This is a genomic window from Streptomyces paradoxus, assembly GCF_014202475.1.
In the GTDB taxonomy this organism is placed as follows: domain Bacteria; phylum Actinomycetota; class Actinomycetes; order Streptomycetales; family Streptomycetaceae; genus Streptomyces; species Streptomyces paradoxus.
This window is the reverse complement of sequence record NZ_JACHGV010000012.1, coordinates 78,091-101,741: the sequence shown is the minus strand read 5'-3', so window position 1 is coordinate 101,741 and position 23,651 is coordinate 78,091. Positions and strand designations below refer to the sequence as shown.

General features: G+C 70.8%; 17 protein-coding genes. 4 read left to right on the top strand and 13 right to left on the bottom strand.

Annotation, left to right across the window (positions count from 1 at the left end; translation table 11 throughout):
* Positions 1–33: 33 nt before the first annotated feature.
* The 3 genes from HNR57_RS31870 to HNR57_RS31860 form a co-directional block, all read right to left on the bottom strand.
* Positions 34–717 (bottom strand): response regulator transcription factor, encoded by a 684-nt coding sequence (locus tag HNR57_RS31870; RefSeq protein ID WP_184565540.1) that lies wholly within the window; start codon positions 715–717, stop codon positions 34–36.
* Entirely contained in the window at positions 714–1,751 is a 1,038-nt protein-coding gene (locus HNR57_RS31865; protein WP_184565538.1) for a sensor histidine kinase, read from the bottom strand. Before HNR57_RS31865 ends, HNR57_RS31870 begins: the two co-directional genes overlap by 4 nt.
* A gap of 66 nt (positions 1,752–1,817) precedes the next feature.
* Complete coding sequence (locus HNR57_RS31860) at positions 1,818–3,941, bottom strand: DNA gyrase/topoisomerase IV subunit B (RefSeq protein WP_184565536.1); 2,124 nt, start codon at positions 3,939–3,941, stop codon at positions 1,818–1,820.
* Between the two features lie 442 nt (positions 3,942–4,383).
* On the opposite strand from HNR57_RS31860, the gene HNR57_RS31855 reads away from it, so the two are divergent.
* Positions 4,384–4,614 carry a DUF7455 domain-containing protein gene (locus tag HNR57_RS31855; protein ID WP_031103326.1) on the top strand — a complete coding sequence of 77 codons (231 nt, stop codon included), beginning with the start codon at positions 4,384–4,386 and terminating at the stop codon, positions 4,612–4,614.
* 120 nt (positions 4,615–4,734) lie between these two features.
* Here the strand turns inward: HNR57_RS31855 and HNR57_RS31850 are convergent, their stop codons facing one another.
* The 7 genes from HNR57_RS31850 to HNR57_RS31820 form a co-directional block, all read right to left on the bottom strand.
* Positions 4,735–5,583 carry a S1 family serine peptidase gene (locus HNR57_RS31850; RefSeq protein ID WP_184565534.1) on the bottom strand — a complete coding sequence of 283 codons (849 nt, stop codon included), beginning with the start codon at positions 5,581–5,583 and terminating at the stop codon, positions 4,735–4,737.
* A 137-nt stretch (positions 5,584–5,720) separates the two neighbouring features.
* Positions 5,721–7,262 carry an RNA polymerase sigma factor gene (locus HNR57_RS31845; RefSeq protein ID WP_184565531.1) on the bottom strand — a complete coding sequence of 514 codons (1,542 nt, stop codon included), beginning with the start codon at positions 7,260–7,262 and terminating at the stop codon, positions 5,721–5,723.
* A 426-nt stretch (positions 7,263–7,688) separates the two neighbouring features.
* Complete coding sequence (locus HNR57_RS31840; protein ID WP_184565529.1) at positions 7,689–8,576, bottom strand: FadR/GntR family transcriptional regulator; 888 nt, start codon at positions 8,574–8,576, stop codon at positions 7,689–7,691.
* A 161-nt stretch (positions 8,577–8,737) separates the two neighbouring features.
* Positions 8,738–10,771, bottom strand: coding sequence for an ABC transporter ATP-binding protein (locus HNR57_RS31835; protein WP_184565527.1), 2,034 nt, complete (start codon positions 10,769–10,771; stop codon positions 8,738–8,740).
* Positions 10,772–10,904: 133 nt separating this feature from the next.
* Positions 10,905–11,663, bottom strand: a complete 759-nt coding sequence (locus HNR57_RS31830; protein ID WP_031116901.1) for an NUDIX hydrolase — start codon at positions 11,661–11,663, stop codon at positions 10,905–10,907.
* Positions 11,664–11,792: 129 nt separating this feature from the next.
* Positions 11,793–13,712: a glycogen debranching N-terminal domain-containing protein gene (locus HNR57_RS31825; protein ID WP_184565525.1), complete on the bottom strand. Its 1,920-nt coding sequence runs from the start codon at positions 13,710–13,712 to the stop codon at positions 11,793–11,795.
* A 629-nt stretch (positions 13,713–14,341) separates the two neighbouring features.
* Complete coding sequence (locus HNR57_RS31820) at positions 14,342–16,021, bottom strand: DUF4192 domain-containing protein (protein ID WP_184565523.1); 1,680 nt, start codon at positions 16,019–16,021, stop codon at positions 14,342–14,344.
* A 141-nt stretch (positions 16,022–16,162) separates the two neighbouring features.
* Between HNR57_RS31820 and HNR57_RS31815 the strand changes: the two genes are divergently transcribed.
* Positions 16,163–18,328, top strand: coding sequence for a RecQ family ATP-dependent DNA helicase (locus HNR57_RS31815; protein WP_184565521.1), 2,166 nt, complete (start codon positions 16,163–16,165; stop codon positions 18,326–18,328).
* Positions 18,329–18,641: 313 nt separating this feature from the next.
* The gene (locus tag HNR57_RS31810; RefSeq protein ID WP_107459927.1) at positions 18,642–19,253 is read left to right on the top strand and encodes a hypothetical protein; all 612 of its coding nucleotides are present in this window, start codon (positions 18,642–18,644) and stop codon (positions 19,251–19,253) included.
* Positions 19,254–19,542: 289 nt separating this feature from the next.
* Here HNR57_RS31810 and HNR57_RS31805 read toward each other — a convergent pair whose 3' ends face one another.
* The 3 genes from HNR57_RS31805 to HNR57_RS31795 form a co-directional block, all read right to left on the bottom strand.
* Positions 19,543–20,172, bottom strand: coding sequence for a hypothetical protein (locus HNR57_RS31805; protein WP_184565519.1), 630 nt, complete (start codon positions 20,170–20,172; stop codon positions 19,543–19,545).
* A 68-nt stretch (positions 20,173–20,240) separates the two neighbouring features.
* A complete protein-coding gene (gene rnhB, locus HNR57_RS31800) occupies positions 20,241–20,942 on the bottom strand; it encodes a ribonuclease HII (RefSeq protein WP_184565517.1) in 702 nt (233 codons plus the stop codon).
* Between the two features lie 138 nt (positions 20,943–21,080).
* Positions 21,081–21,701: a TetR/AcrR family transcriptional regulator gene (locus HNR57_RS31795; protein WP_184565515.1), complete on the bottom strand. Its 621-nt coding sequence runs from the start codon at positions 21,699–21,701 to the stop codon at positions 21,081–21,083.
* 187 nt (positions 21,702–21,888) lie between these two features.
* On the opposite strand from HNR57_RS31795, the gene HNR57_RS31790 reads away from it, so the two are divergent.
* A complete protein-coding gene (locus HNR57_RS31790) occupies positions 21,889–23,436 on the top strand; it encodes an MFS transporter (RefSeq protein ID WP_184565675.1) in 1,548 nt (515 codons plus the stop codon).
* Positions 23,437–23,651: the final 215 nt, after the last annotated feature.

Sequence of the window (23,651 nt, the reverse complement as noted above, 5' to 3'; positions counted from 1 at the left end):
CTTCTTCCCTTCCCACTTCACCCCATCAGGTGACTAACCCGCTGGTGGCCGCACGAGTCCCTTCCCGTAGGCGTAACGCACCGCCTGCGCACGGTCCTTGAGCCCGGTCTTGGTGAAGAGGTTGTTGATGTGGGTCTTCACGGTCGCCGTGGAGACGTGCAGCCTCCGGGCGATCTCCGGGTTGCTGAGCCCTTCGGCGATGAGGAGCAGCACCTCCGTCTCCCGGGCGGTGAGCCCGTCCGGTGGCGCGGGAGGTGCGGCCGGTGCGGGCCCGGCCTCCGCCAGGCGTTCAAGCAGTCGCCTCTGAACACCCGGTGACAGGCCCGCGTCACCCGACAGCACGCTGTGCACCGCCCGCACGATCTCGTCCCCGCCGGCGTCCTTGGTCAGACAGCCGCGCGCCCCCGCGGCCAGCGCAGGGAACAGCAACTCGTCGTCCGCGAACGTCGTCAGCACCACGACCTGCGTCCCGGGGTGCTCCGCGCGGATCCTGCGGGTCGCCTCCACTCCGTCGCAGCGGGGCATGCGCAGATCCATCAGCACCACGTCCGGGGCGAGCCCGGCGACCAGCGCCACGGCCTCCTCCCCGTCTCCCGCGGCGCCGACGACCTCGATCCCGGGCAGCAGTCCGAGCAGCATCACGATGCCCTCCCGCACCACGGTCTGGTCGTCCGCGACCACCACCCGGGCGGGCTTCCCCTCGGCCTCCTGCGTCATACCGGCACCTTCAACGTCACCACGAACCCCTCCTCGCCCGGCCCGGCCTCGAGGGAACCGCCCAGCAGCTCGGCACGCTCCCGCATGCCCAGCAGACCGTACGCGGCACCCGTCCCGGTCAGATCCCCCGGCGACCCGCCCGAGTCCCGGACGTCCAGGGTCACTTCCCGCGGACGGTAGTCGAGCCTGAGGCGCACCTTGGCGCCCGGTGCGTGCTTGCGGACGTTCGTCAGAGTCTCCTGAGCCGCTCTGCGGACGGCCTGGGCAGCCTCCGCGGGCAGCGCCCTGCGTTCACCCGTGATGGTGATCTCGGCGCACCCGACCGTGCCCACCAGCCCGCTCAGGAAGTCCTCCAGCGGGGTCAGCTCCCCACGCAGGGCGGAGAGCGCCTGCCGGGTCTCGGCGAGACCGTCGCGCGCCATCTCCCGCGCCGCCACCACGCGTTCATGGATCTGGTCCCGTTCCCCGCCCCGCTCGATCAGCAGCCTGGCCGCCTCCAGGTGCACGAGCTGGGCCGAGAGGCAGTGGGCCAGCACGTCGTGGATCTCCCGCGCTATGCGGGCCCGCTCCGCGAGTGCCGCCGTCTCCGCCTCGGCCGCTCGCGCTGCCCGCTCCTGGGCGAGCAGCCTCTGAGCACTGCCACGGGCCTCGGCGTCGAGGCACAGGGTGTATCCGGCGAGGCCGATGCCTACCCCGTTGACGATGGTCGTCAGCAGATCGGCGTCGATGACGGACCCGTAGGAGTCCAGGGCCACACCCGCCGCGATGAAGGCAGCCGCCGGTGGCAGCCGCTCCAGTGCCGCGACGGCGCACCCGCACCACAGGACGAGGGCCGCCACCGAGAACCCCGACGCGTGTGCCGCGACCGCGATGCCCTGAAGCGACGCGAACGACGCCAGCGACGGCCACAGCCGGTGCTGGAGCGTGGTCCGGAGGAACTCCCCGGCGAGCAGCGCGGCGAGAGCCACACCCGCGAGGCCGGCAGCCGTCTTCCAGCCGTGCCCGTGGCTGTCGGCGAAGGCGCCCCACCTCATGCAGGCCGGACCGCTGCCGGCCGGGCGCGAAGCCCGGCCGTACCCGGCAACAACCCGGCGCGTCGGCTACGCGTCGATCCGCGACCGGTCCAGCGTCGCCGCCGAGTTGGAGATGAACTCCTTGCGCGGCGCCACATCGTTGCCCATGAGCAGATCGAAGACCTGCTCGGCGGCCTCCAGGTCGGAGAGATTGATCCGGCGCAGGGTGCGGTGGCGCGGGTCCATCGTCGTCTCGGCCAGCTGGTCGGCGTCCATCTCACCGAGGCCCTTGTAGCGCTGGATCGAGTCCTTGTAGCGGATGCCCTTGCTCTGGAACTCCATGAGCGTGTCACGCAGTTCACGGTCCGAGTACGTGTAGACGTACTTGTCCTGCCCCTTCTTCGGCTGGACGATCTCGATGCGGTGCAGCGGCGGCACCGCCGCGAAGACCCGGCCGGCCTCGACCATGGGCCGCATGTAGCGGTGGAACAGCGTGAGCAGCAGGGTGCGGATGTGCGAGCCGTCGACGTCGGCGTCGGTCATCATGATGATCTTGCCGTAGCGGGCGGTGTCGATGTCGAAGGTCCGGCCCGAGCCGGCTCCTATGACCTGGATGATCGCGCCGCACTCCGCGTTCTTGAGCATGTCCGTGACGGACGACTTCTGGACGTTGAGGATCTTGCCGCGGATCGGCAGCAGCGCTTGGAACTCGGAGTTCCGGGCGAGCTTCGCGGTACCGAGCGCGGAGTCGCCCTCAACGATGAACAGCTCGCTGCGGTCCACGTCGTCGCTGCGGCAGTCGGCCAGCTTGGCGGGCAGCGAGGAGGACTCCAGGGCCGTCTTGCGGCGCTGGGCGTCCTTGTGCTGCCGGGCGGCGATACGCGTGCGCGCCGCGGCGACGGCCTTCTCCAGCACGACCCGGGCCTGCTGGGCGGCATCCCGCTTGGTGGACGTCAGGAACGCCTTGAGTTCCTTGGTGACGACGTTGTTCACGATGCGGCGGGCCGCCGAGGTTCCGAGGACCTCCTTGGTCTGGCCCTCGAACTGCGGCTCGGCGAGACGCACGGTGACGACCGCGGTCAGGCCCTCCAGGGCGTCGTCCTTGACGATGTCGTCCTCGGCGACGCGCAGGAGCTTCTTGGCGCGCAGCACCTCGTTCATCGTCTTGGCCACGGCCTGCTCGAAGCCCGCGACGTGGGTGCCGCCCTTGGGCGTGGCGATGATGTTGACGAACGACCGGAGGGTCGTGTCGTAACCCGTCCCCCAGCGCAGCGCGACGTCGACACCGAGCTCACGGGTGACCTCGGTGGGCGTCATCTGGCCGTGGTCGTCCAGGACGGGGACGGTCTCCTTGAAGGTGCCCTGCCCGGAGAAGCGGAGGACGTCGCAGACCGGCTTGTCGTTCGCCAGGTACTCGCAGAACTCGCTGATGCCGCCGTCGAAGCGGAAGGACTCCTCACCCTTGCTTCCGCCCTCGCCGAGCCCGTACTCGTCGCGTACGACGATGGTCAGGCCGGGCACCAGGAACGCGGTCTGGCGGGCGCGCTGGTGCAGCGTCTCCAGGTTGAGCTTGGCGTCCTTGAGGAAGATCTGGCGATCGGCCCAGTACCGCACGCGGGTGCCGGTGCGGGACTTCGGGATCTTCTTTGCCTTGCGCAGGCCGCTCTTGGCCTCGAACTTGGCCTCGGAGCCGTTCCCCGCGAAGGCGCCGGGGACACCGCGCCGGAAGCTGATCGCGTGGGTGTGCCCACCTCGGTCCACCTCGACGTCGAGGCGGGCGGACAGGGCGTTCACCACCGAGGCGCCGACGCCGTGCAGACCGCCGGAGGCGGCGTAGGAGCCGCCGCCGAACTTGCCGCCGGCGTGCAGTTTGGTCATGACGACCTCGACACCGGAGAGGCCGGTCTTGGGCTCGACGTCGATCGGGATGCCCCGGCCGTTGTCCCGGACCTCGACCGAGCCGTCGTCCTGGAGGATCACCTCGATGTGGTCGCAGTACCCGCCCAGGGCCTCGTCGACGGAGTTGTCGATGATCTCCCAGACGCAGTGCATCAAGCCACGGCTGTCGGTCGACCCGATGTACATACCCGGGCGCTTGCGCACGGCCTCGAGCCCCTCGAGGACGAGCAGGTGCCGCGCGGTGTAGTTGGAACCGTCCCGGTCGGCTCCTGCCAGCAGAGCTGTGGACGGCACGGACGTCTCGGCGGTCACGCGGTTCGCTCCTCGCTGAATTTCAGATGGGGCCCTCGTGGGTAAGGGCGCGGCTTCGGTCACCGGTGAGAGGGTACCGAGGCCTGGTAGAGCCGTTGTAACGCCACCCTCGTCGGAAACTCACACTAGTCCACGCTCGCATGCATGTTCGATCCCTCGATGGAGTGAAGTACACATCACGTTCCCTTCCAGGCATGAACCATTTAGGCTCCGGGCACGTCCTCATGAACAACCGGCAACCCAGCCGGGAGGACCGACCACCGATACGACGCGAAGCCCCGTAAGACACATAGACACGCAATACGGCACATTCGCCGCCAACCGGCAGCAGACAGCCGCCTCGCAAAGATTCTTTCGAGGAAAAGCCACGAGCGGGAACGTTTTGGGGCTGGTTGGATGTTGACCCTGGTACGACAGCTCGTCGAGCTAGAGAAGAGGCGACGTGACTACTGTTCTGACCCCCGCGAGCCCGCTGACGGCCGCTGATCGCTGCGACCGCTGCGGCGCCCAGGCGTACCTGCGCGTGGTCCTGCTCAGCGGCGGAGAACTGCTCTTCTGCGCCCACCACGGTCGCAAGTTCGAGCCGGAACTCAAGAAGATCGCCGCTGAGATACAGGACGAGACGGAGCGACTCACGTCCGCTCCCGCGAACGCCTCCGAAGAAGAGCGCTGAGACCTCGCGTCCGACGACGAGCCAGCCCGGCACAGGCCGGTGGACGGGCGGCTGCCCCTGGTCACCAGAGGCAGCCGCCCGTTCACGTCCCCCCAGCCGGTGCAGACGCCGCCGGGCGCCTCACACACCTGCCGCAGCCCGTGTCCAGCCGAGCGTCCGCATGATGTCGGACACCCGCGTGTACACGCCGGGGTTGCCGGCCTGGCCACAGCCGATCCCCCAGGACACGAGGCCGATCAACCTCCCCTCGGCCACCAGCGGCCCTCCGCTGTCGCCCTGGCAGGCGTCCCGGCCCCCCTCGGCCTCCCCGGCGCACAGCATGCTCGCGGCGTCGTAGGTGCCGTCCACGCCGCCCGGATACGCCTTCTCGCACAGCGCATCGGGAAGCACCCGCACGCGCGCCCCCCTCAGACCGTCCGGATATGCGCCGGCGCCCGAGGTGTCGCCCCATCCGTACACCGTCGCGGTCCCACCGGCCGCGTACGCGGGGTCGCCGTCTGCCGCCATGCTGATGACCGAGCCGTCCTGGAGTGGTTCGGCCAGGGTGAGCACGGCGAAGTCCCCGGCGTTGCTGACACCGTCGTAAGCCGGGTTCACCCATGTATTACGCACGGCGATCTCCTCGCCGTCGCGGCCCGCGAGCAGGTCTGTGCGTCCGGCTATGACCTTGAGGTCCCGTACGCGCTCCGGCGGCCCGCCCAGGACGTCCTCGTCCAGGCAGTGGGCCGCGGTGAGCACGGTGGTGCGGCCGACCACCGCTCCCCCGCAGAACTGCCCCGCACGCGTACCCCCGAACCGGTCACGACTGGACAGGGCCACCGTCCACGGGCTCTGGGACGCCTCGACGGGAAAGCCGCCTATGACCACACTGTCAGCCGCCACAGGGGTGCTGGAGCCCAGCGACAGGGCAGGCACCGCGGCCGCCAGGACCAGCGGCAGGACCAGAGCTCGAGCCAGTCGACGACGCATACACACTCCTCACTCAGTGGTGTCCGTGGGACACCCAGAGTGATCCACGCCGTGAATCCCCGCACCCGCGGAGAAGCGGCACCGCGAAGGCCCGGCCCCCCTCGGGGAACCGGGCCTTGCGTGTCGTGCGCCCTCGCTCAGTCGAGGTAGTCGCGCAGCACCTGCGAACGCGACGGGTGGCGCAGCTTCGACATGGTCTTGGACTCGATCTGGCGGATCCGCTCACGCGTGACGCCGTAGACCTTGCCGATCTCGTCGAGGGTCTTCGGCTGACCGTCGGTGAGGCCGAAGCGCATCGAGACGACGCCCGCCTCACGCTCGGACAGGGTGTCCAGGACGGAGTGCAGCTGCTCCTGCAGGAGCGTGAAGCTGACCGCGTCGGCCGGGACGACCGCCTCGGAGTCCTCGATGAGGTCACCGAACTCGCTGTCGCCGTCCTCGCCCAGCGGGGTGTGCAGCGAAATGGGCTCACGGCCGTACTTCTGGACCTCGATGACCTTCTCGGGGGTCATGTCGAGCTCCTTGGCCAGCTCCTCCGGGGTGGGCTCGCGGCCCAGGTCCTGGAGCATCTGGCGCTGCACACGCGCGAGCTTGTTGATGACCTCGACCATGTGCACCGGGATACGGATGGTGCGGGCCTGGTCGGCCATCGCGCGGGTGATCGCCTGACGGATCCACCAGGTGGCGTACGTGGAGAACTTGTAGCCCTTGGTGTAGTCGAACTTCTCGACCGCGCGGATCAGACCGAGGTTGCCCTCCTGGATGAGGTCCAGGAACAGCATGCCGCGGCCGGTGTAGCGCTTGGCCAGAGAGACCACCAGACGGAGGTTGGCCTCCAGGAGGTGGTTCTTGGCGCGGCGGCCGTCCTCGGCGATGATCTCCAGCTCGCGCTTGAGCTTCGGGGCCAGCTTGTCGGCGTTCGCCAGCTTGTCCTCGGCGAACAGCCCGGCCTCGATGCGCTTGGCGAGCTCGACCTCCTGCTCGGCGTTGAGCAGGGGAACCTTGCCGATCTGCTTGAGGTAGTCCTTGACCGGGTCGGCTGTGGCACCGGCGGCGGCGACCTGCTGGGCAGGCGCGTCGTCCTCGTCCTCGTCGGAGAGCACGAAGCCCGCGTTCTCGGTGGTGCCCTCGGGCTCCTCACCGGCCTTGCCGGGGGCTGCCTCCTCGAGCACCTCCTCCTCGAGAATCTCGGCGTCGTCCTTCTTGGCGCTGGTCTTCTTGGCCGCCGTCTTCTTGGCGACGGTCTTCTTCGTGGCCGCCTTCTTGGCGGTCGTCTTCTTGGCAGCCGCCTTCTTGGCGGGTGCCTCCTCCTCGACGGCGGACTCGGCGGCGGGCGCCGCCGGCGTGGCGGTGGCGGTGGCCTTCCGGGTGGTCACCGCCTTGGCCGCGACCGTCTTGGTGGCGGTGCGCTTGGCGGGACTCTTCGCTGCGACGCTCTTTCGGGTGCGCTTGGGCTCTGCGGCACTGACCATCAGCGTCACACCCTCTTCCTCGAGGATCTGGTTGAGGCTGCGCAGTACGTTCTTCCACTGAGTGGCCGGAATCTGGTCAGCTTCGAAGGCCCGACGCACGTCGTCGCCGGCGATCTGCCCCTCAGCCTTTCCCCGCTCAATGAGCGCCATGACAGAGACGGACTCGGCGATCTCCGGCGGGAGCGTACGGGATGTGCTGGCCGACACGAACAACCTCTCGGAACGTTGGAAAACGGCTTCCGGCCCCGTCCACAGTGGACAGGAGCCGACCACCGGCTTGGGGATGGGCCGACGGCGCGGGCGGGGGCCGGGAAGATTCACAGCGCCGTGAACGGCGTCCGTATTCCCTCCGCGGCTGTCACCTCTTAGGTCATCGCGTTCTTCCCACGAGCGTTACGCCCAATCCGCGTGGCCCGAGTCACACCCCGTAAGCGAACGAAAACGGTCAAATGATGACAGAAGAGGTCACATGCGGTGCCGACTCCACCGCCGCATCGAACCACGACCCCTTCGCGCCGTCGGACCCCGCAGGATCACTGGGATCCCACGAGGTCCGACGGGAGGCGGATCACCGATCAGGCACTGCCACAGGAGGGGGGTGGCACACCCGGCCGCGCCGCCCGCGGAACTCGGTCAGTGCTCGCGCGGGGCGGGCACGACCCGTTCCACCTCGGGATGGACCGTGAGGAGTTGGCGCATGGCCGCCTCGGCCGCCGCCCCGTCGCCGGTGGCGAGGGCGTCACAGATACGGCCGTGGTGCGCCAGGGACGCCTCGTTCGGCCGGTCACAGCCCGTGACCGGGCCGCCCGAGACCTGAAGGGCCGCGGACACGATGCCGGAGAGGTGCTCCAGCATGCGGTTGCCCGCGACCTGGATGAGCAGCGAGTGGAACTCCGAGTCGGCGCGGGAGAAGGTGAGCGCATCACCCTGGGCCATCGCGTGCCCCATGATCTCGACCATGTCCGCAAGGCGCTGCTGGACGTCCTCGCGCCCGTGCCCGGCCGCGAGGCGGGCGGCGAGCGGCTCCATCGTCCACCGCAGCTCGCTCAGCTCGCGGCGCTGGTCGTCGCGCTGCGGCCCGAAGGCCCGCCACTCGATGATGTCCGGGTCGAGGAGGTTCCAGTCGCTGACGGGGCGCACGCGCGTGCCGACGTTCGGACGGGCGCTCACCAGGCCCTTGGCCTCCAGGACGCGGAGCGACTCGCGGACGACGGTGCGGGAGACCTCGAAGCGCTGGCCGATCTCCTCGGGCACCAGCGGGCGGTCGGCACCCAGGTCGCCGGAGACGATCATCTGACCGAGCTGCTGGACGAGTTGGCCGTGCAGCCCGCGTCCGCGGCTGCCCGCGGCGCGCCGGCCGACACGGCCCAGCTCGGGGTCCCCGCCGTCCCAGGCAGGGACCCCGACGCGGTCGACGGCGGGCGCCTCGGCGTACGGGTAGCGGTCGAGTTCGCCCGGGCTCGCGAGGCCGGAATCAGCGGAGCGGGCGGCGGTCATCATGGTGTGCGCAAGGGTACTCACGCATCCTTTGTCGGCCCCGCCTCCAACTCCCTTGAGGTCTTTGGTGAAAAGCACACGAAAGGGTGATCGCTCACCCCGTCGCAATTGACGCCTTATCGGAAAGAAATGGGCGTTCTGCGGGGAGTTGTGGGCATGGCCGGATCAAGCGTTACGGACAGTCGTCACCGGAAGCGGCTGCGCAGGCCGGTGAGCAGATACGCGCAGAGCAGCGCGGTCAGCGACAACGTCAGGGCCCCGCCCACGGGTTGGGAGATCACCTTGAGCGCGGCCTCCAGGTAGCGCTCTCCCCCGAAGGGCCATCGCGGCAGGAGAGCCTCTCGCAGTCGCATGGGCAGTCCGGCCGCGGTTCGCACGGACGGTCCGTTCACGAGCTGATGCACGAGGGGTACGACGAGGATGGGGACGGCGGCCACGGCGGCCAGTCCGGCGGTGGTGGACCGGAAGACACCTGCGGCGAGCACGCCGGCCCAGGCGCAGCCGACCACGAGTCCGATCCAACTCGCACTCATGGGCAGCCAGTCGGCGGGAACCTCGGCGAGCTCCCGTCCGTACACGAGATAGAGCACTTCGGCGTCGCAGCCGATGGTCAGGACGGCCAGCAATACCGCGGTGGCCGAGGAGACGAGCAGTTTGGCGGCCAGCAGCCCCAGCCGGCGGGGCACGGTGCCGCGGTCCGCCGCCAGGGCGGGATGGCGGAACTCGTCGCCGAAGGCCAGCGCACCGAGCAGTCCCGCGCCGAGCGCGGCGGGCGGCAGGGGCAGTTCCCGCGGCCATGCGGCCAGCAGGCGCGGCTGAGGGGTGTGGCCGATGCGTGCGAGCACGACGGCGGTCACCGCGGACACGGCGAGTACGACGGCCCCGGTCAGGAACCCCGTGCCGATCCCGGCGGCACGGCGGATTTCGTAGCGGAGGGGTCGGAGGGGGCTCGGCGCGGGGCGGACGGAGATGGGGGGTGGCAGAGGGGGCAGCGCGTTGAGCGTGCGAACGGTGCGGGTGCTGGTAGAGAGCAGCGTTCGGGGCGGGAGAGGGACGGCGGCCTCCGCCAGAGGGCCGTCGTTCGACTGGCTGGTCGAGGAGGTGTCCACGCTTTGTTCTGGTGCGCCTTCCTCTGGGGCGCCCGACAAAGATCCCGGCTCAAGCGTGGGCCGCGACTCGGCCGTGAGGGCCGTGGGATCGGTCACGAACGGTCTCGACGGGTCGAGAGACGATGCCGCTTCCGCGGGCCGGGATGCACGGCCCGTCCGGTGCGTGCCGGTGACATGCCCTGATGCGGCGAGGCTTGGGTCACGCGTCCCACTTGCCGCAGGGAAGCCCGCACCGGGCCCCATGTCGCCGATCTCGTCCGCGAGTTGGTGAACCACGATGCCGTGGCGGAAGGCGATCTCGCCGATGTCCGCGCAGGTACCGCCGTACACCGAAAGGCGGTTGCCGCCCTCTCGGACGACCTCGACGGAGCGCTGCGAGGTTCGGGCCTGCTTGGCCAGAAGAGCCGCCAGACGGGCCGCATGCGGACTGCGTACGGCGACACGGGGGCGGAGGCGGGTGCGCGAGAACTCCGCGACCTCCTGATCGGCCACGAGCCTGCCCTTTTCCAGGGTGACCACGCGATCGGCGGTGCGTGCGGCCTCCTTGGGGTCGGCCGTGGTGAACAGAACCGTGCCGCCCTGCACTGCGTGGGCGCGCAACATGCCGTGCAGCCAGGTGCTCTCGCGAGTGGACAGCCCGCCGGCCGGATCGTCGAGGACGAGAGTGTGCGGATCGGCCAGGAGGACGCAGGCCAGGCCCAGGCGGCGGTCCATGCCGCGGGAGAGGGTGCCGAGGCGTTCGTCGCGCAGGCTCACGAGCCCGACCGCTTCGAGGACTTCATCGGCACGCCTGACCGGGACCCCGGCGGCAGCGCACAACATGCGCAGGTGACCGCGGACCGTGCGGGCGGGGTGCCCCGGCACGTCACCCAGCAGGACGCCGACCTCACGTGAGGGATGGGCGATGCGGTGCAGGGGGCGACCCCGGAAGTGGGTGATGCCTCGACCCTGTTGCAGTTCGAGCATGAGTCTGAGAACCGTCGTCTTGCCGGCGCCCGGCGCTCCGAGCAGCGCGGTGACGCGGCCCGCCCGTGCCTCGAAGGAGACGTCGTCGGCTGCGGGCGGAAGCTCTTTGCGGGGGTTGCTGGTCAGTCCGAAGGCCTGGATCACCCGCAGCAAGATAGCGCGCTATGTCCGTTTTTTCGGGCACCGCAAGGCCTTCCTCAGGCACACCCCCCCACCGTGACCGCGCTGTGGGCGGGTCGGGTTCCGGGCCCGGCACTGCACGCCCCCGGCCCTCCGCTCACACCTCGGGGCGCAGCATCGGAGGGTTGAGCAGCGTCGCGCCACCGGCGCGGAAGAGCTGGGCCGGGCGTCCGCCCTGGCGGGTGGTCGTCCCACCGGTGGGAACGAGGAACCCGGGTGTGCCCGTGACCTTGCGGTGGAAGTTGCGCGGGTCGAGCGCCACGCCCCACACCGCCTCGTAGACGCGGCGCAGTTCCCCGACGGTGAACTCGGGCGGGCAGAAGGCGGTGGCCAGCGACGAGTACTCGATCTTGGAGCGGGCCCGCTCCACTCCGTCCGCGAGGATCTGCGCGTGGTCGAAGGCGAGGGGCGCGACCGGCTCGGCGTCACGCCCGTAGCCGCCCTGCTGCAGCAGTTCCTCGACCGGGGCCCACCGCGCGTTGCTGGCGTCCCCGCCTGCTCTCGGCGCGGGCAGATCTGGGGCGAGAGCTAGGTGCGCGACGCTGACGACCCGCATCCTGGGGTCCCGCTTGGGATCTCCGTAGGTGGCGAGCTGCTCCAGATGCGCTCCGTTGTCCTGCGCCGGGACGGACGGGTCGTGGACGCGCAGGCCGGTCTCCTCGGCCAGCTCGCGTGCCGCGGCCTGCGCCAGGTCTTCATCGGCCCGTACGAAACCGCCGGGCAGCGCCCAACGCCCCTGGAACGGCGGCTCACCCCTGCGTACCGCCAGCGCACACAGGGCATGGCGGCGCACGGTCAGCACGACCAGGTCCACGGTGACGGCGAAGGGAGGAAACGCTGACGGGTCGTAGGGCATGCGGCGATCATAGTCGTCTGCCTGACGATAAACACTCCCTTCGCCAGTCCCGTCGCTTACTGATCCACTTCGGTCCGGCAGGGACCGCACCGTCTGCCCTCCGGTCCCGAAATGGCACGTCGTCGCACGTCACACCCCCAGTTGCAGCTCATCGGCCGCCTCCTCCACCATGGCGAGTCCCAGCCGGCTGACCCGTACGGAGAACGGAGCGCCCGCCACGCGCAGCCCCGTGAAGCCGATCTCCCCGAGGGGAGAACTGCGCACGGGACGCAGGGTGACCGTCCCGGCCGGAGCGTCGGGGCGGATGCCGGCAAGGGTGGTCAGCAGCAGGACTCCAGCCGCCGCCGCTGTGGCTGCGGGGCGGCAGGCGGCCGGGTGCGGGAGCGGAGCGCCCCCTTCCGTACGCTGCTCCCCCGCGTACATCTCGGGCAGCCGGTAGGAGAAGGTCTCGGCAGCCGCGAGTACGCCACGCAGAAGAGAGCTCGCTTCCTTCTCATAGCCGGCGGCGGCCAGCCCGGCTACGGCGAGTGCCGTCTCCTGGATGCGTACGGCTCCTGCGCGGTGGCCGAACGGGTTGAATCCCGGTTCCTTCGAGCGCAGTCCGCGCAAGCCCCACCCGGAGTCCATGACGGGGCTGCCGAGCAGCCGGGCGAGGTGCTCGGTCCGGACTTTGTCGAGCAGGCCGGGTGCCGACTCGCCTCCACCCAGCAGTCCCGTGTCGAGGAGATGCACGGCGGCCGCGCCCAGGTGGGGCACCAGGCTGCCGTCCGGCCTTAGGGCTGCCGCGGGCCGCCCGCCCCCGCGGTCCTCGATCCAGAAGTCCCCTCGGAATGCGGTCCGCAGGGTTTGCGCCCACTGCCGGAGTGCCGCTCCCCCCTCCCGGCCGCAAGCGTCGAGGAGGTCGGCGCCGAGCAGCGCGGCACGGTGGGCGTGGGCCTGTGTCTCGCAGCGGACGGGCCCGCCCCGGTTCGCATCCCGCAGGTACGGGCCGTCGCCCACGGTGGTCCGCAGCCAGGCCAGACAGCGCTCGGCGGCAGGCAGCAGTTCTTCCGTCTCCTGGTCGGGGAGACCCCAGCGGCGGGCCTCGGCGAGCAGGGCGGGGAAGAGCAGGGTGGCCTCTGTTCCAGTGCACTGCGGCGGAAGGTGCGGCCCGGCGTCCCGTCTGGGGCCCGGGATCATTCCGGACTGCGCTCCGGGGCCGGGAAGTTGGGTCCGCGCGAGGACCCTCAATGTTCCCGCGGCGAGGCCGGTGCCGAGCGGCAGGGCCATCCGGGCGGCGACCAGCGCGTCGGCGGGGGCCAGGCCGCAGCGCCAGGGCGCTCCGGCCGCGAGGTGGGTGTCGGCGGGGTTCGCGGAGTCACGCAGGAGCAGGGCTTGGAGGTCCTGGATGCTCGTCCGCAGGAGGGCGGGGACCCTCAGGTCGTCGCCCTCGGCATGCGCGGCGGCCAGTGGGCTGGTCGCCGCCCGTCCCACGGCTCGGAGGGGCCCTGCGCCGTCCGGCCGAACCCGCAGTTCGACGGTTCTGCTGCCGCCGGGTGGCAGGTCGAGCTCCCACCGCAGCAGCCCGGTCGAGGCAAGAGCGTCCGAGGGAGGCGGTTCGGCAGTGACGGACGCGTTGCCGGTGGCGCAGGACCAGCGCAGGCCGGAGCCGTGCACACTGGCGGGGAGTTCGGGCCCTGCGCTCCCGGAGGCGATCGCTCCGAGATCGGCGAGGTCCGTGCCCAGGACGATCTCGACCGGCAGCCGCAGGGGGCGGGAAGCCGCGCTGTGCAAGGTGATCCGCTCCGTGCCGTCCGCGAAGCGGTTGCGTTCCACGATCACGTCCGGGTCCGGGCCTGCCTGGGGTGATGCGCGGAGGGTGCCCACGAACCTGGCGCGGTCGGCCGAGGCCATCCGGGCCTGTACCGCGAGGGGTTCCCGCCCGGCGACGCGGATCTCGCACCGGGAGAGCACGCGCCGGCCGGCCCGGTAGAACCCCTCCAGTCCTCGGCCGGTCAGCTGCCCCTCCTGGGTCGAGATGGCGAGGCCGGGAAGGGCGACGCAGATCATCGCGGCGTGGGCGGGGGGCAGGTCGGCGGACCAGCGCAGTCCGGGGATCGTGGCGCCCCGTGGCGGGGGCGCAGACGGTGGCCCCCCGGGTGAGGGAGTGCGTCCCTGGGCAAAAGGCGGTGCGCCTGAGACATACCCCGGCCCCGCACCAGGCCGACGGTGCTGGCCCGTCCATCGGGGAGAGGATCGGCCCTGTCCGGGCGACGAGGGCGGGCGCGAATCGGGTCCGGTGGGTGCAGAGGGGTATGACATGCCGCCGGGGAACCTCGGCCCGTATCCGTCCAGACGATCCGCCGACCGCGGAGAGACGACCTGGTCCCCTGCCGCCGGCGCCCCCGCCCCCGCCCCCGGCGGGCCGAGACCCGATCCGAGAGGTGCAGGTGGGCCACCTTGGGGTCGGCGGTCGTCGGCGGCGGAGGGCGGAGTCGGCTGTTGCATCGGATGGCTTCCTCTGCGCTCGGTGCGCCTCGATCGGGATCGGCGCCGGTGCCGAAGGGATCCGACGGGGCAGGGGCGGTGCGGCGTCATGGCCCGTCCGGCCGTTCCGCCACTCAGGTGAACGGCGGGACCGTCCTCCGGGTCACGCCGTGAGCCCGCCCCCATGAACCTCCAAGCCTCCCGGCGAAGGCTCACTCCTCGCCGTCCTCGCCTTGGCCGGGCTGCAGACCTTCCTGGCCCGTGTTCCGGCAGGGCATCGCTGTCTTCTTCGACGTGCGCGCACGCCTGCCGCCCGATCGCACGCTGCCGGGTCGCGCGGCACTCGCCCTTGCCGCACGGCCCGGGCGAGGGCCGGTCTCGGTGAACCCGGCAGGGTGTGTGGTGCCCGTGTGTGGACGCCGCCGGGGAGTCCGGGCGCCCGTGTCACGGTCTTCCGCGCCGGTACGGCCGGAGGCTGAGCCGGTGGTGCCGACAGGAAGGGAGCGGCGACGGCGTGAGGGCATCGCTGCCGGTGAGGGCCTGTCGTGTGGCTCGGCCTCGCGCGCCGCGGTCGTCTCGCGTCCGTCGGACTCGTCACCGTCCGTCCGTGTTTCCAGAAGCTCGGCCATCACGGACCCACGGCCTTTCCGCTCCGCTCGCAGGCAGCTGCGGATCGACTCCGGGTCGAGACCTTCGTTGCAGGCCTGGTGCAGCAGTCGGGCGAAGAGGTAGTCGGGATCGGCGCCCAGGGCCATGGCGAGGGCTTCGCGAGCCTCCAGTTCGTCACCGGTGGACCAGGCGACCCAGCCGGCGAGGGTGAGCGGCGCAGCGGCATGCTCTCCGTAGGGCCCGACGCAGCGCCGAGCCAGTGTCCGCCAGAGGCGAAGGGCGCGTCCGGCTTCGTCGCCCTCCATCCACTCGGCCGCGCGGTCGCGGGTCGCCCGGTCCTGGAGGCCGAGGATCAGCCGGGCTGCCTCGTCGTGCCCGAGCAGTTCGTCGTCGCGGAGGTCCGACAGGAGCATGCCGGTCACGGGCTGTGCCTCGGCGAAGCGGTCCAGGATCCGCCCGGCCAGTTCCAGCGTCTCGTCGGCCACTGCGGCACGGCCCGTGTCGTCCAGGATCTTCGGCACCAGCGCCATGCTGGCGGTGTCCAGGGCGGCCTCCTGCTCAAGGGCCGCGGAGTTCTCCCAGGGCAGCAGCCTGGCTCGGAGCTCCCGCAGTGTGCCGCGCACCTGGATACCGGCGTAGGTGGCCGCAGCGGCCAGCACGGAGGTGCCGGGCAGGCCCATGGCTGCTCCTTCGGGGGAGCAGCATGTCGCGTTGTCACAGCAGTACGACCAGTAACGGCCCTCCGAGATGCACAGGGCCTCGACGACCACCACGTCAAGGGACCCGCACTCGACGCGAAGCCTCTGGGCCAGGGGCCTCAGCCGCTCCATCACCTGCCGGCCGGTCTGACCCTTCTCCGGTTCCTGGCACAGGAAGGCGACCATCGACTCGGGCCGCGCGCCTCGGCGCTCGCTGCCCGTCACGAGACCGTGGGACAGCTGCCGGGCCGCGGATGGCCAGTCCTCCGCGTTCGCAGGGATACCGAGACGGGCACGGCCTCCGAACCGCCCGCGCCCGTCGCTGTCGTGCAGAGCGACCAGGACGATGCTGTCCTCGGGGCGGTATCCGAGCAGGTACGGCAGGGCGTCGGCCAGTTCGGCCGGAGTGCGCAGGGTGACCTGGTGCTCGCCGCCGTGACTGTCGTAGGCGAGGCTGGAGGCGTGCATCGGGGACGCGTCGCTCGCTTTCTTCTCCTGTTCACCTTTCTTCCGCCCGCCCTGCGCTTCGGGCCCGGTGATGTCGCCGTTCTCGGGGGATCCGGTCGTTTCGCTGTGATTCGTCATGCGAAGACGATCTCGCGGAACCCAAACCTCCGCTTGACCCTGTGGATAAGTCCGATCAGGAACACGTCAGCCGAGGCCGGTGCGTCCACAGGTCTCGGTGCGCCGCTCCGGATGTCAGTGCAGTCCTGTTGTATGGAACGCATGGAGCACACGAGCAACGCGGAACTCCGGGCGGCGGCCGACACGGTCCTCGCCCGTCTCGTCGGGGACGTCTCGGGAGAGGCCCGGCTGCGCGAGGACCAGTGGCGGGCGATCGAGGCGCTGGTCGCCGACAGACGCCGTGCCCTGGTCGTCCAGCGCACGGGCTGGGGCAAGTCCGCTGTCTACTTCGTGGCGACCTCGCTGCTACGGGCCCGGGGCAGCGGCCCGACCGTGATCGTGTCCCCGCTGCTCGCGCTCATGCGGAACCAGGTCGAGGCGGCGGCTCGGGCCGGCATCCACGCCCGCACCATCAACTCCTCCAACACCGAGGAGTGGGACGCCGTTCAGGACGAGATCGCCACGGGCGAGGTGGACGTCCTGCTGGTGAGCCCCGAACGGCTCAACAACCCGGACTTCCGGGACCAGGTGCTGCCCCGCCTCGCGGCCGCCACCGGGCTCCTGGTGGTGGACGAGGCCCACTGCATCTCCGACTGGGGCCACGATTTCCGGCCGGACTACCGCCGGCTGCGCACCATGCTCGCCGATCTCCCAGCCGGTGTTCCGGTGCTCGCGACCACCGCCACGGCCAACGCGCGCGTGACTGCCGACGTCGCGGAACAGCTCGGCACCGGCGGCGGCTCGGACGCCCTCGTGCTCCGGGGTCCGCTGGACCGGGACAGCCTGAGCCTGAGCGTCCTGCGACTGCCGGACGCGGCGCACCGCATGGCCTGGCTCGCCGAGCACCTGGACGAACTGCCGGGGTCCGGAATCATCTACACCCTCACCGTGGCCGCCGCCGAGGAGGTCACCGCCTTCCTGCGACAGCGGGGGCACACGGTCGCGTCGTACACGGGCAAGACGGAGAACGCCGACCGTCAGCAGGCCGAGGAGGATCTGCTCGGCAACAAGGTGAAGGCGCTGGTCGCCACATCAGCGCTCGGTATGGGCTTCGACAAGCCCGACCTGGGATTCGTGGTGCACCTGGGTTCCCCCTCCTCCCCGATCGCCTACTACCAGCAGGTGGGCCGCGCGGGACGAGGCGTGAAGCATGCCGAGGTGCTCCTACTCCCGGGCAAGGAGGACGAGGCGATCTGGAAGTACTTCGCGTCGCTCGCCTTCCCCTCGGAAGACCTGGTGCGCCGCACACTCGACATCCTCGCGCACGCCGGGAGGCCCCTGTCGCTGCCCGCCCTGGAGCCCCTGGTGGAGCTGCGCCGCTCACGCCTGGAGACCATGCTCAAGGTCCTCGACGTGGACGGGGCGGTCAAGCGCGTCAAGGGCGGCTGGATCGCGACCGGGCAGCCATGGACCTATGACGCCGAGCGGTACGCGTGGGTGGCACGCCAGCGCGACGCCGAGCAGCAGGCCATGCGCGCGTACGCGTCGACAGTCGAATGCCGTATGGAGTTCCTGCAGCGCCAGCTGGACGACGAGGCCGCCAAACCCTGCGGTCGCTGCGACAACTGCGCCGGTCCGCGCTTCACCGCCGACACCTCCGACGAGGCGCTCGACGCCGCGCGTGTGGACCTCGGCCGGGCAGGCGTCGAAGTGGAGCCCCGCCGCATGTGGCCCACCGGGCTGCCGGCGATCGGGGTGGATCTCAAGGGACGCATCCCGGCCGGCGAACAGGCCGCGTCGGGACGCGCGCTGGGACGGCTGTCGGACATCGGGTGGGGCAACCGGCTGCGGCCCATGTTCGCGCCCCAGGCCCCGGACGGGCCCGTGCCCGACGACGTGGCGAAGGCCGTGGTGGACGTCCTGGCCGACTGGGCCAGGGGCCCCGGCGGCTGGGCCCCAGGCGCACCGGAGGCCGGGCCTCGCCCGGCCGGCGTCGTCACCGTCGCCTCGCGCACGCGACCGCAGCTGATCGGCTCCCTCGGGGCCCGCATCGCCGAAATCGGACGGTTGCCGCTGCTCGGCAGCGTCGAGTACACGGGCGACGCGCACTCGGGCTCCCGAAGTAACAGCGCCCAGCGGCTGAAGGCACTCGACGGGGCTCTGACCGTGCCGCCCGCCCTCGCCTCCGCCCTCGCCGGAGCCCAGGGCCCGGTCCTCCTCGTGGACGACTACACGGAGACCGGCTGGACCCTCGCGGTCGCGGCGCGCATGCTCCGACGCTCCGGCGCGCAAGGGGTGTTGCCGCTGGTGCTGGCCGTGCAGGGCTGACGGCGAACCCCGGGTCGGGGCGACTGCCCCGGCGCACGCCTCTGGACGCCGCACACCCCCATGACGTACGAACGTGTCGTGCTCGAACGCCCCATGGGTGGTCCGGCGACACAGACGGTGGGGATATTAGCCGCGCATCATCTGATAAGGGTCGGCTGCCTCAATTGCTCGTTGCCGCATTCAAGTTCGACAGGAAGAATTGAGGTCTGCTCCCGCACGGCTCGCCGGCCGCTCCGGTAGGGCTCCGCTGCGGTGCGCGCTCCCAGGAATCCGACCCCGCCCGCAGTGTGGGCGCGTAGCCGAAGGGAGGACCGTGACCTTCGGATTCGCTCCGGCCTCGGCAGCGGCGTCGACGTCCGCCGCTTCCGCCAACCGCTTGCTCGAACCCGCGGAATGGGCCGCCGCCGGGATCCCACTCCTGCGCAACCCTCGTGAGATCGTCAGCGGACTGCACGCTCGTCACCACCCGCAGCCCGCGACCGCTGTCGTCGCCGTGCTCGACCCGGACGAGCGGCTGCGGGCGAGCGCCTCGTTCGTGCGCCGTCCGGCCCCGGCCGACGGCTGGATGTTCCGCAACGCGCTCCTCGCGCAGTTGCGCCGGGTCATCCCGCACGACCTGCGCCGCCGCACGCCGGTACGCACCGCGGTACTGCTCTACTGCCGTGAGGGCGACGCGCGTTGGACGGAGGAGGACGGCGCGTGGATGTGGGGGCTGCGCGACGCGTGCACCCTGCACGGGCTGCGCTGCGGGGCGTACATCACGCTGACCCGTGACGGCTGGCAGGTCCTCGGCGAGGGACGCGGCGGACGCCGCCCCCATTCGGCCTCGGCACCGGAGCCGTTCGCCACATCGGAGGCACCGCCACCCATACCGCGCACCGGCGGCGCCTCCGAGGTACTGCGCCGCGCAGCGGCGGCACGCTGATCGCCGGGCGGACCACTCCGCCCCGATCCGGGCTGTCGTCCGGCCGACCCTGCCCCTCGCGCGGCACACGACGATTGCCGGGAGGGCAGCCGGAACCGGCTCCTGAGCCCCGCCCTGACCGAACAGCACGGCGGTCTCCCACAGCAGCGGAAAGCACTCCCCCGACCGTCAAGCCTCACCAAGGCACGGTCTCCCGCCCTCCTGGCACGGTGAACCGCCCGCCGTGCGGCGCCGCCGCAGCGGCGCCTGAAGTCACCCCCAGCGCCCTACCGGGCGCCGCGGCATCGGCTCAAACACCCGCGCCCAGCACCGAGTTGATCCGCTGCGGGTCGCCGCAGACGATCAGCAGGGCGCCGGCTCGGGAGTGGGCCGCGGACAGGGCACTCGCGGCTGCGTCCTCGGGACCGCCGTTGACGGCGACCACGACCACCGGACGCGACGCCGCACGGGCCGCGATGGTGACATCCGTGTAGAAGACGTCATCACCGGCGTCGTGCTGGGCCCAGTAGGAAGTCTCACCGAAGGACAGCTCGTGGGCGGCCCACGGGTGCTGCTCCCCGGTCGTGATCACCAGCACGTCGCCGGGGGCACGACCGGAGTCCAGCAGCAGGTCCACTGCTTCCTCGGCGGCGTCGAGCGCCCCCTCCACGGAAGCCGGAATCAGCTGGATCTGCGGGGTGACCGGAGCGGCGGCACCGGCGGTGGGACCCGACGGAGCGGGCTTGGCGGCCACGTCGCGCGGCGTACGTTGTACCGGCGGCGCCGGCCGGAGAGGGCCGGGGCGACCGGGACGCGACGGAGCCGCAGGACGGGGGCCTGGTACGGGACGGGGGGTCGGCGCGGTGCGGCCGCTGGCCGGCGTGGCGCGGGGACCCTGGGCACTCTCGTGAATCTGAGGCTCCTCGGGAATGAGAGGCATGAGTTGATTTTTATCAAACGTTGGTACGACCCGCGTCGGCGGGTGGCGCATGTGTGCGAACGAAACCGTCAGAAATCGAAGCCGAGCTGACCCTCGATCTCCGGAACACTTCCGTCCACCCAGGTGCGGACCTTCTTGAGGTGCCGCCACTGGGGCAGCGCATCAAGATACGCCCACGACAACCGGTGGTAGGGGGTGGGGCCCCGCTCCGCCAGTGCGGCCTTGTGCACGGGCGATGGATACCCGGCGTTGTCCGCAAAACCGAAGTCTGCATGGTCGATACCCAGTTCGGCCATCATTTTGTCGCGCTGGACCTTGGCGATCACCGAGGCCGCTGCGACCGCCACGCAGGACTGGTCACCCTTGATCACCGTACGGACCCGCCAGGGCGCACCGAGGTAGTCGTGCTTGCCGTCGAGGATGACGGCGTCGGGGCGGACGGGCAGTGCGTCCAGCGCACGCCCCGCCGCGAGCCGCAGCGCGGCCGTCATCCCCAGGGCGTCTATCTCCTCCGGGGAGGCATGCCCCAGCGCGTACGACGTCACCCAGGTCCGCAGTTCCTTGGCCAGGACGGTACGTCGCTTGATGGTGAGCAGCTTCGAGTCCGTGAGCCCCTCGGGGGGACGGCGCAGTCCGGTGATCGCCGCGCAGACGGTGACGGGACCGGCCCACGCGCCGCGCCCCACCTCGTCGACACCTGCAACGATCTTCGCTCCGGTCGTGGCTCGAAGGGAGCGCTCGACGGTGTGAGTAGGCGGTTCGTACGGCATGGCGCCCCTACATTACGCCGCATGGAACCGCCCGCGACACCCCGGTCCGCCGCGGCACGTGAGCAACCCGGTCAGGCATCGGCCGACCGGAGCGCCGGGCACCGTCCGGCCCCGGCGGCGGACCCGGTGGCGGCTGCCTCAGGAACCGTGCGGCCGCAGTAGCGGAACCATCAACTGGTCGATCATCTCCTCGACTTCACGATCCTGCCATTCACAGCCGCACATTTTCGAGCGATACATCATCATCGCCGGTATGGCGTCGAAGACATAGCCGTTCGCGGCCTCGGGACGCACCTCACCTCGCCCGATCCCCCGCTCGACGACCTCCCGCACCATCCTCATGGTGGGCTCCACAACCCCCTCGAAGATCACGCCATGGAAGCGTTCGGCCTGCGCCGTATCGCACTCGTGAATCACCGAGCGAAGTGCGAAACCAGGGCGGGAGAACATGGCGTCCCGGGCTCGCAAGCACAGCGCCAAGAGGTCCTCGCGTACGCCTCCTTCGTCCGGGGTGGCGTCGAACTGCGGCAGCCCGGCACGCAGGGCGTCGGCGACAAGGTCCTCCTTGGACGGCCAGCGCCGGTAGACCGCGGCCTTGCCGGTCTGGGCGCCGGCGGCGACGCCCTCCATCGTCAGACCGTTCCAGCCGACTGTGCTGAGCTGGTCGAGCGCGGCGTCGAGGATGGCGCGTTCGAGTACCGCGCCGCGGCGGCGGGCGGCCGTCTGAGCGGGGGCGTCCGCCCAGCTGGGGGTAACCATCTGACTCTCTCCAACGAGCAGAGGAAGCGGGCATTCCGGGGATGGGGATGCGTCGGACGGCCACGCAAGGGGGACGTGCCGCACGACGCCGTCGTAAGTGAACGCTTGCGTTCACTGTCGGGGACTCACTACCGTTGACGCGGCAGTGAACGCCAGCGTTCACTAACGCACTCGTGGGGGACCCATGGTGACAACCTCTCCGTTGCTCCAAGATCAGAAGCCAGGTGCGGCACGCCGGGAGGGACATCCCGGCATCGCACTCACCGTCATCGCGGCCTGCCAGCTCATGGTGGTACTCGACGCGACGATTGTGAACATCGCACTCCCGCATATTCAAGACGCGCTCAAGTTCAGCACCACCGACCTCACCTGGGTGGTCAGCTCCTACACCCTCACCTTCGGCGGCCTGCTGCTCCTCGGCGGCCGCGCCGGTGACATCCTCGGACGGCGCCGGGTCTTCATGACCGGCATCCTGCTGTTCACCTTCGCCTCGCTGCTGGGCGGGCTGGCCCAGGAGCCCTGGCAGTTGCTGGCCGCCCGGGTCCTTCAGGGCGTGGGAGGCGCGATCGCCTCGCCCACCTCGCTGGCGCTCATCACCACCACGTTCCCCGAGGGCCCGGAACGCAACCGGGCCTTCGGTGTCTTCGCCGCGGTCTCGGCGGGCGGTGGAGCCATCGGCCTGCTCGCGGGCGGCATGCTCACCGAGTGGCTCGACTGGCGCTGGGTGCTCTTCGTGAACGTGCCCATCGGCGTACTGATAGCCGTGCTCACTCCGCTCTACATCAGCGAGTCCGAACGTCACACCGGCCGCTTCGACATCGCGGGTGCGGTGACCTCGACCGCGGGCATGGCGTCCCTCGTCTACGGCTTCATCCGCTCTGCGGACGAGGGTTGGCGGGACAGCCTCACCATCGGGTCCTTCGCAGCCGCTGTGGTGCTGCTGCTGGCCTTCGGGATCATCGAGTCCCGGGCCAAGGAGCCGATCACCCCGCTGCGGATGTTCGCCGACCGCAACCGCTCGGGCACGTACGTGATCATGCTGAGCCTGGCCGCGGCGATGTTCGGCATGTTCTTCTACATCGTGCTGTTCGTGCAGAACGTGCTCGGGTACAGCCCGATCGAGGCCGGGCTGGCCTTCCTGCCCGTGACGGTCGTGATCGCCCTCGGCGCGGGTCTGTCGCAGCGATTCCTGCCGGTGCTGGGCCCCAAACCCTTCATGGTCGTGGGCTCCGCGCTCGCGATGATCGGACTGGCCTGGCAGGCGCTCATCAGCCCCGACAGCACGTACGTCGGCGGGGTCCTCGGTCCGATGCTGGTGTTCGGCTTCGGCATGGGTCTGAACTTCGTCACGCTCACGCTCACCGCCGTCTCCGGTGTCGCTCCGCACGAGGCGGGCGCCGCGTCCGGGCTGCTCAACACGACACAGCAGGTGGGCGGAGCGCTGGGTCTGTCCATCCTGACGACGGTCTTCGGCACGGCCACCAAGGACGAGGCGGAGAAGCAGCTTCCGCGGTTCATGGCCGACGCGTCCACGGAGCAGAAGGCGGAGTTCGCCAGGACGCAGCAGCTGCCCGCGCCGTGGGGGCACGAGGTGCTGGCCCAGGGCATCTCTGCGGCCTTCATCCCCGCCGCAGCGATGGCCGTACTCGCCCTGGCCACGGCCTGGCTGGTGATCCGGGTCCGCAAGAGCGACCTGGAAGCACTCTCCGGCTCGGCCGGACCGGGGCTCGGCTGACGCAACAGTGCCGCGTACCGGCGCCGGCGTCTTATCGGCGGGCACGAAGCAGATCCGCCGACGGGTACCGGGCCGGTTCGCGGCCGACGGCGGCCGGCCGGGCTGCATCAAGGGGACCAGCAGTGAGGGCGGCAGCACGGCCACCCGTGCCCGTCCCGCACAGCGGACGACATCGCTCCACCAGCGGACCAGAACGGCGAGCAGAACCTCCGTGA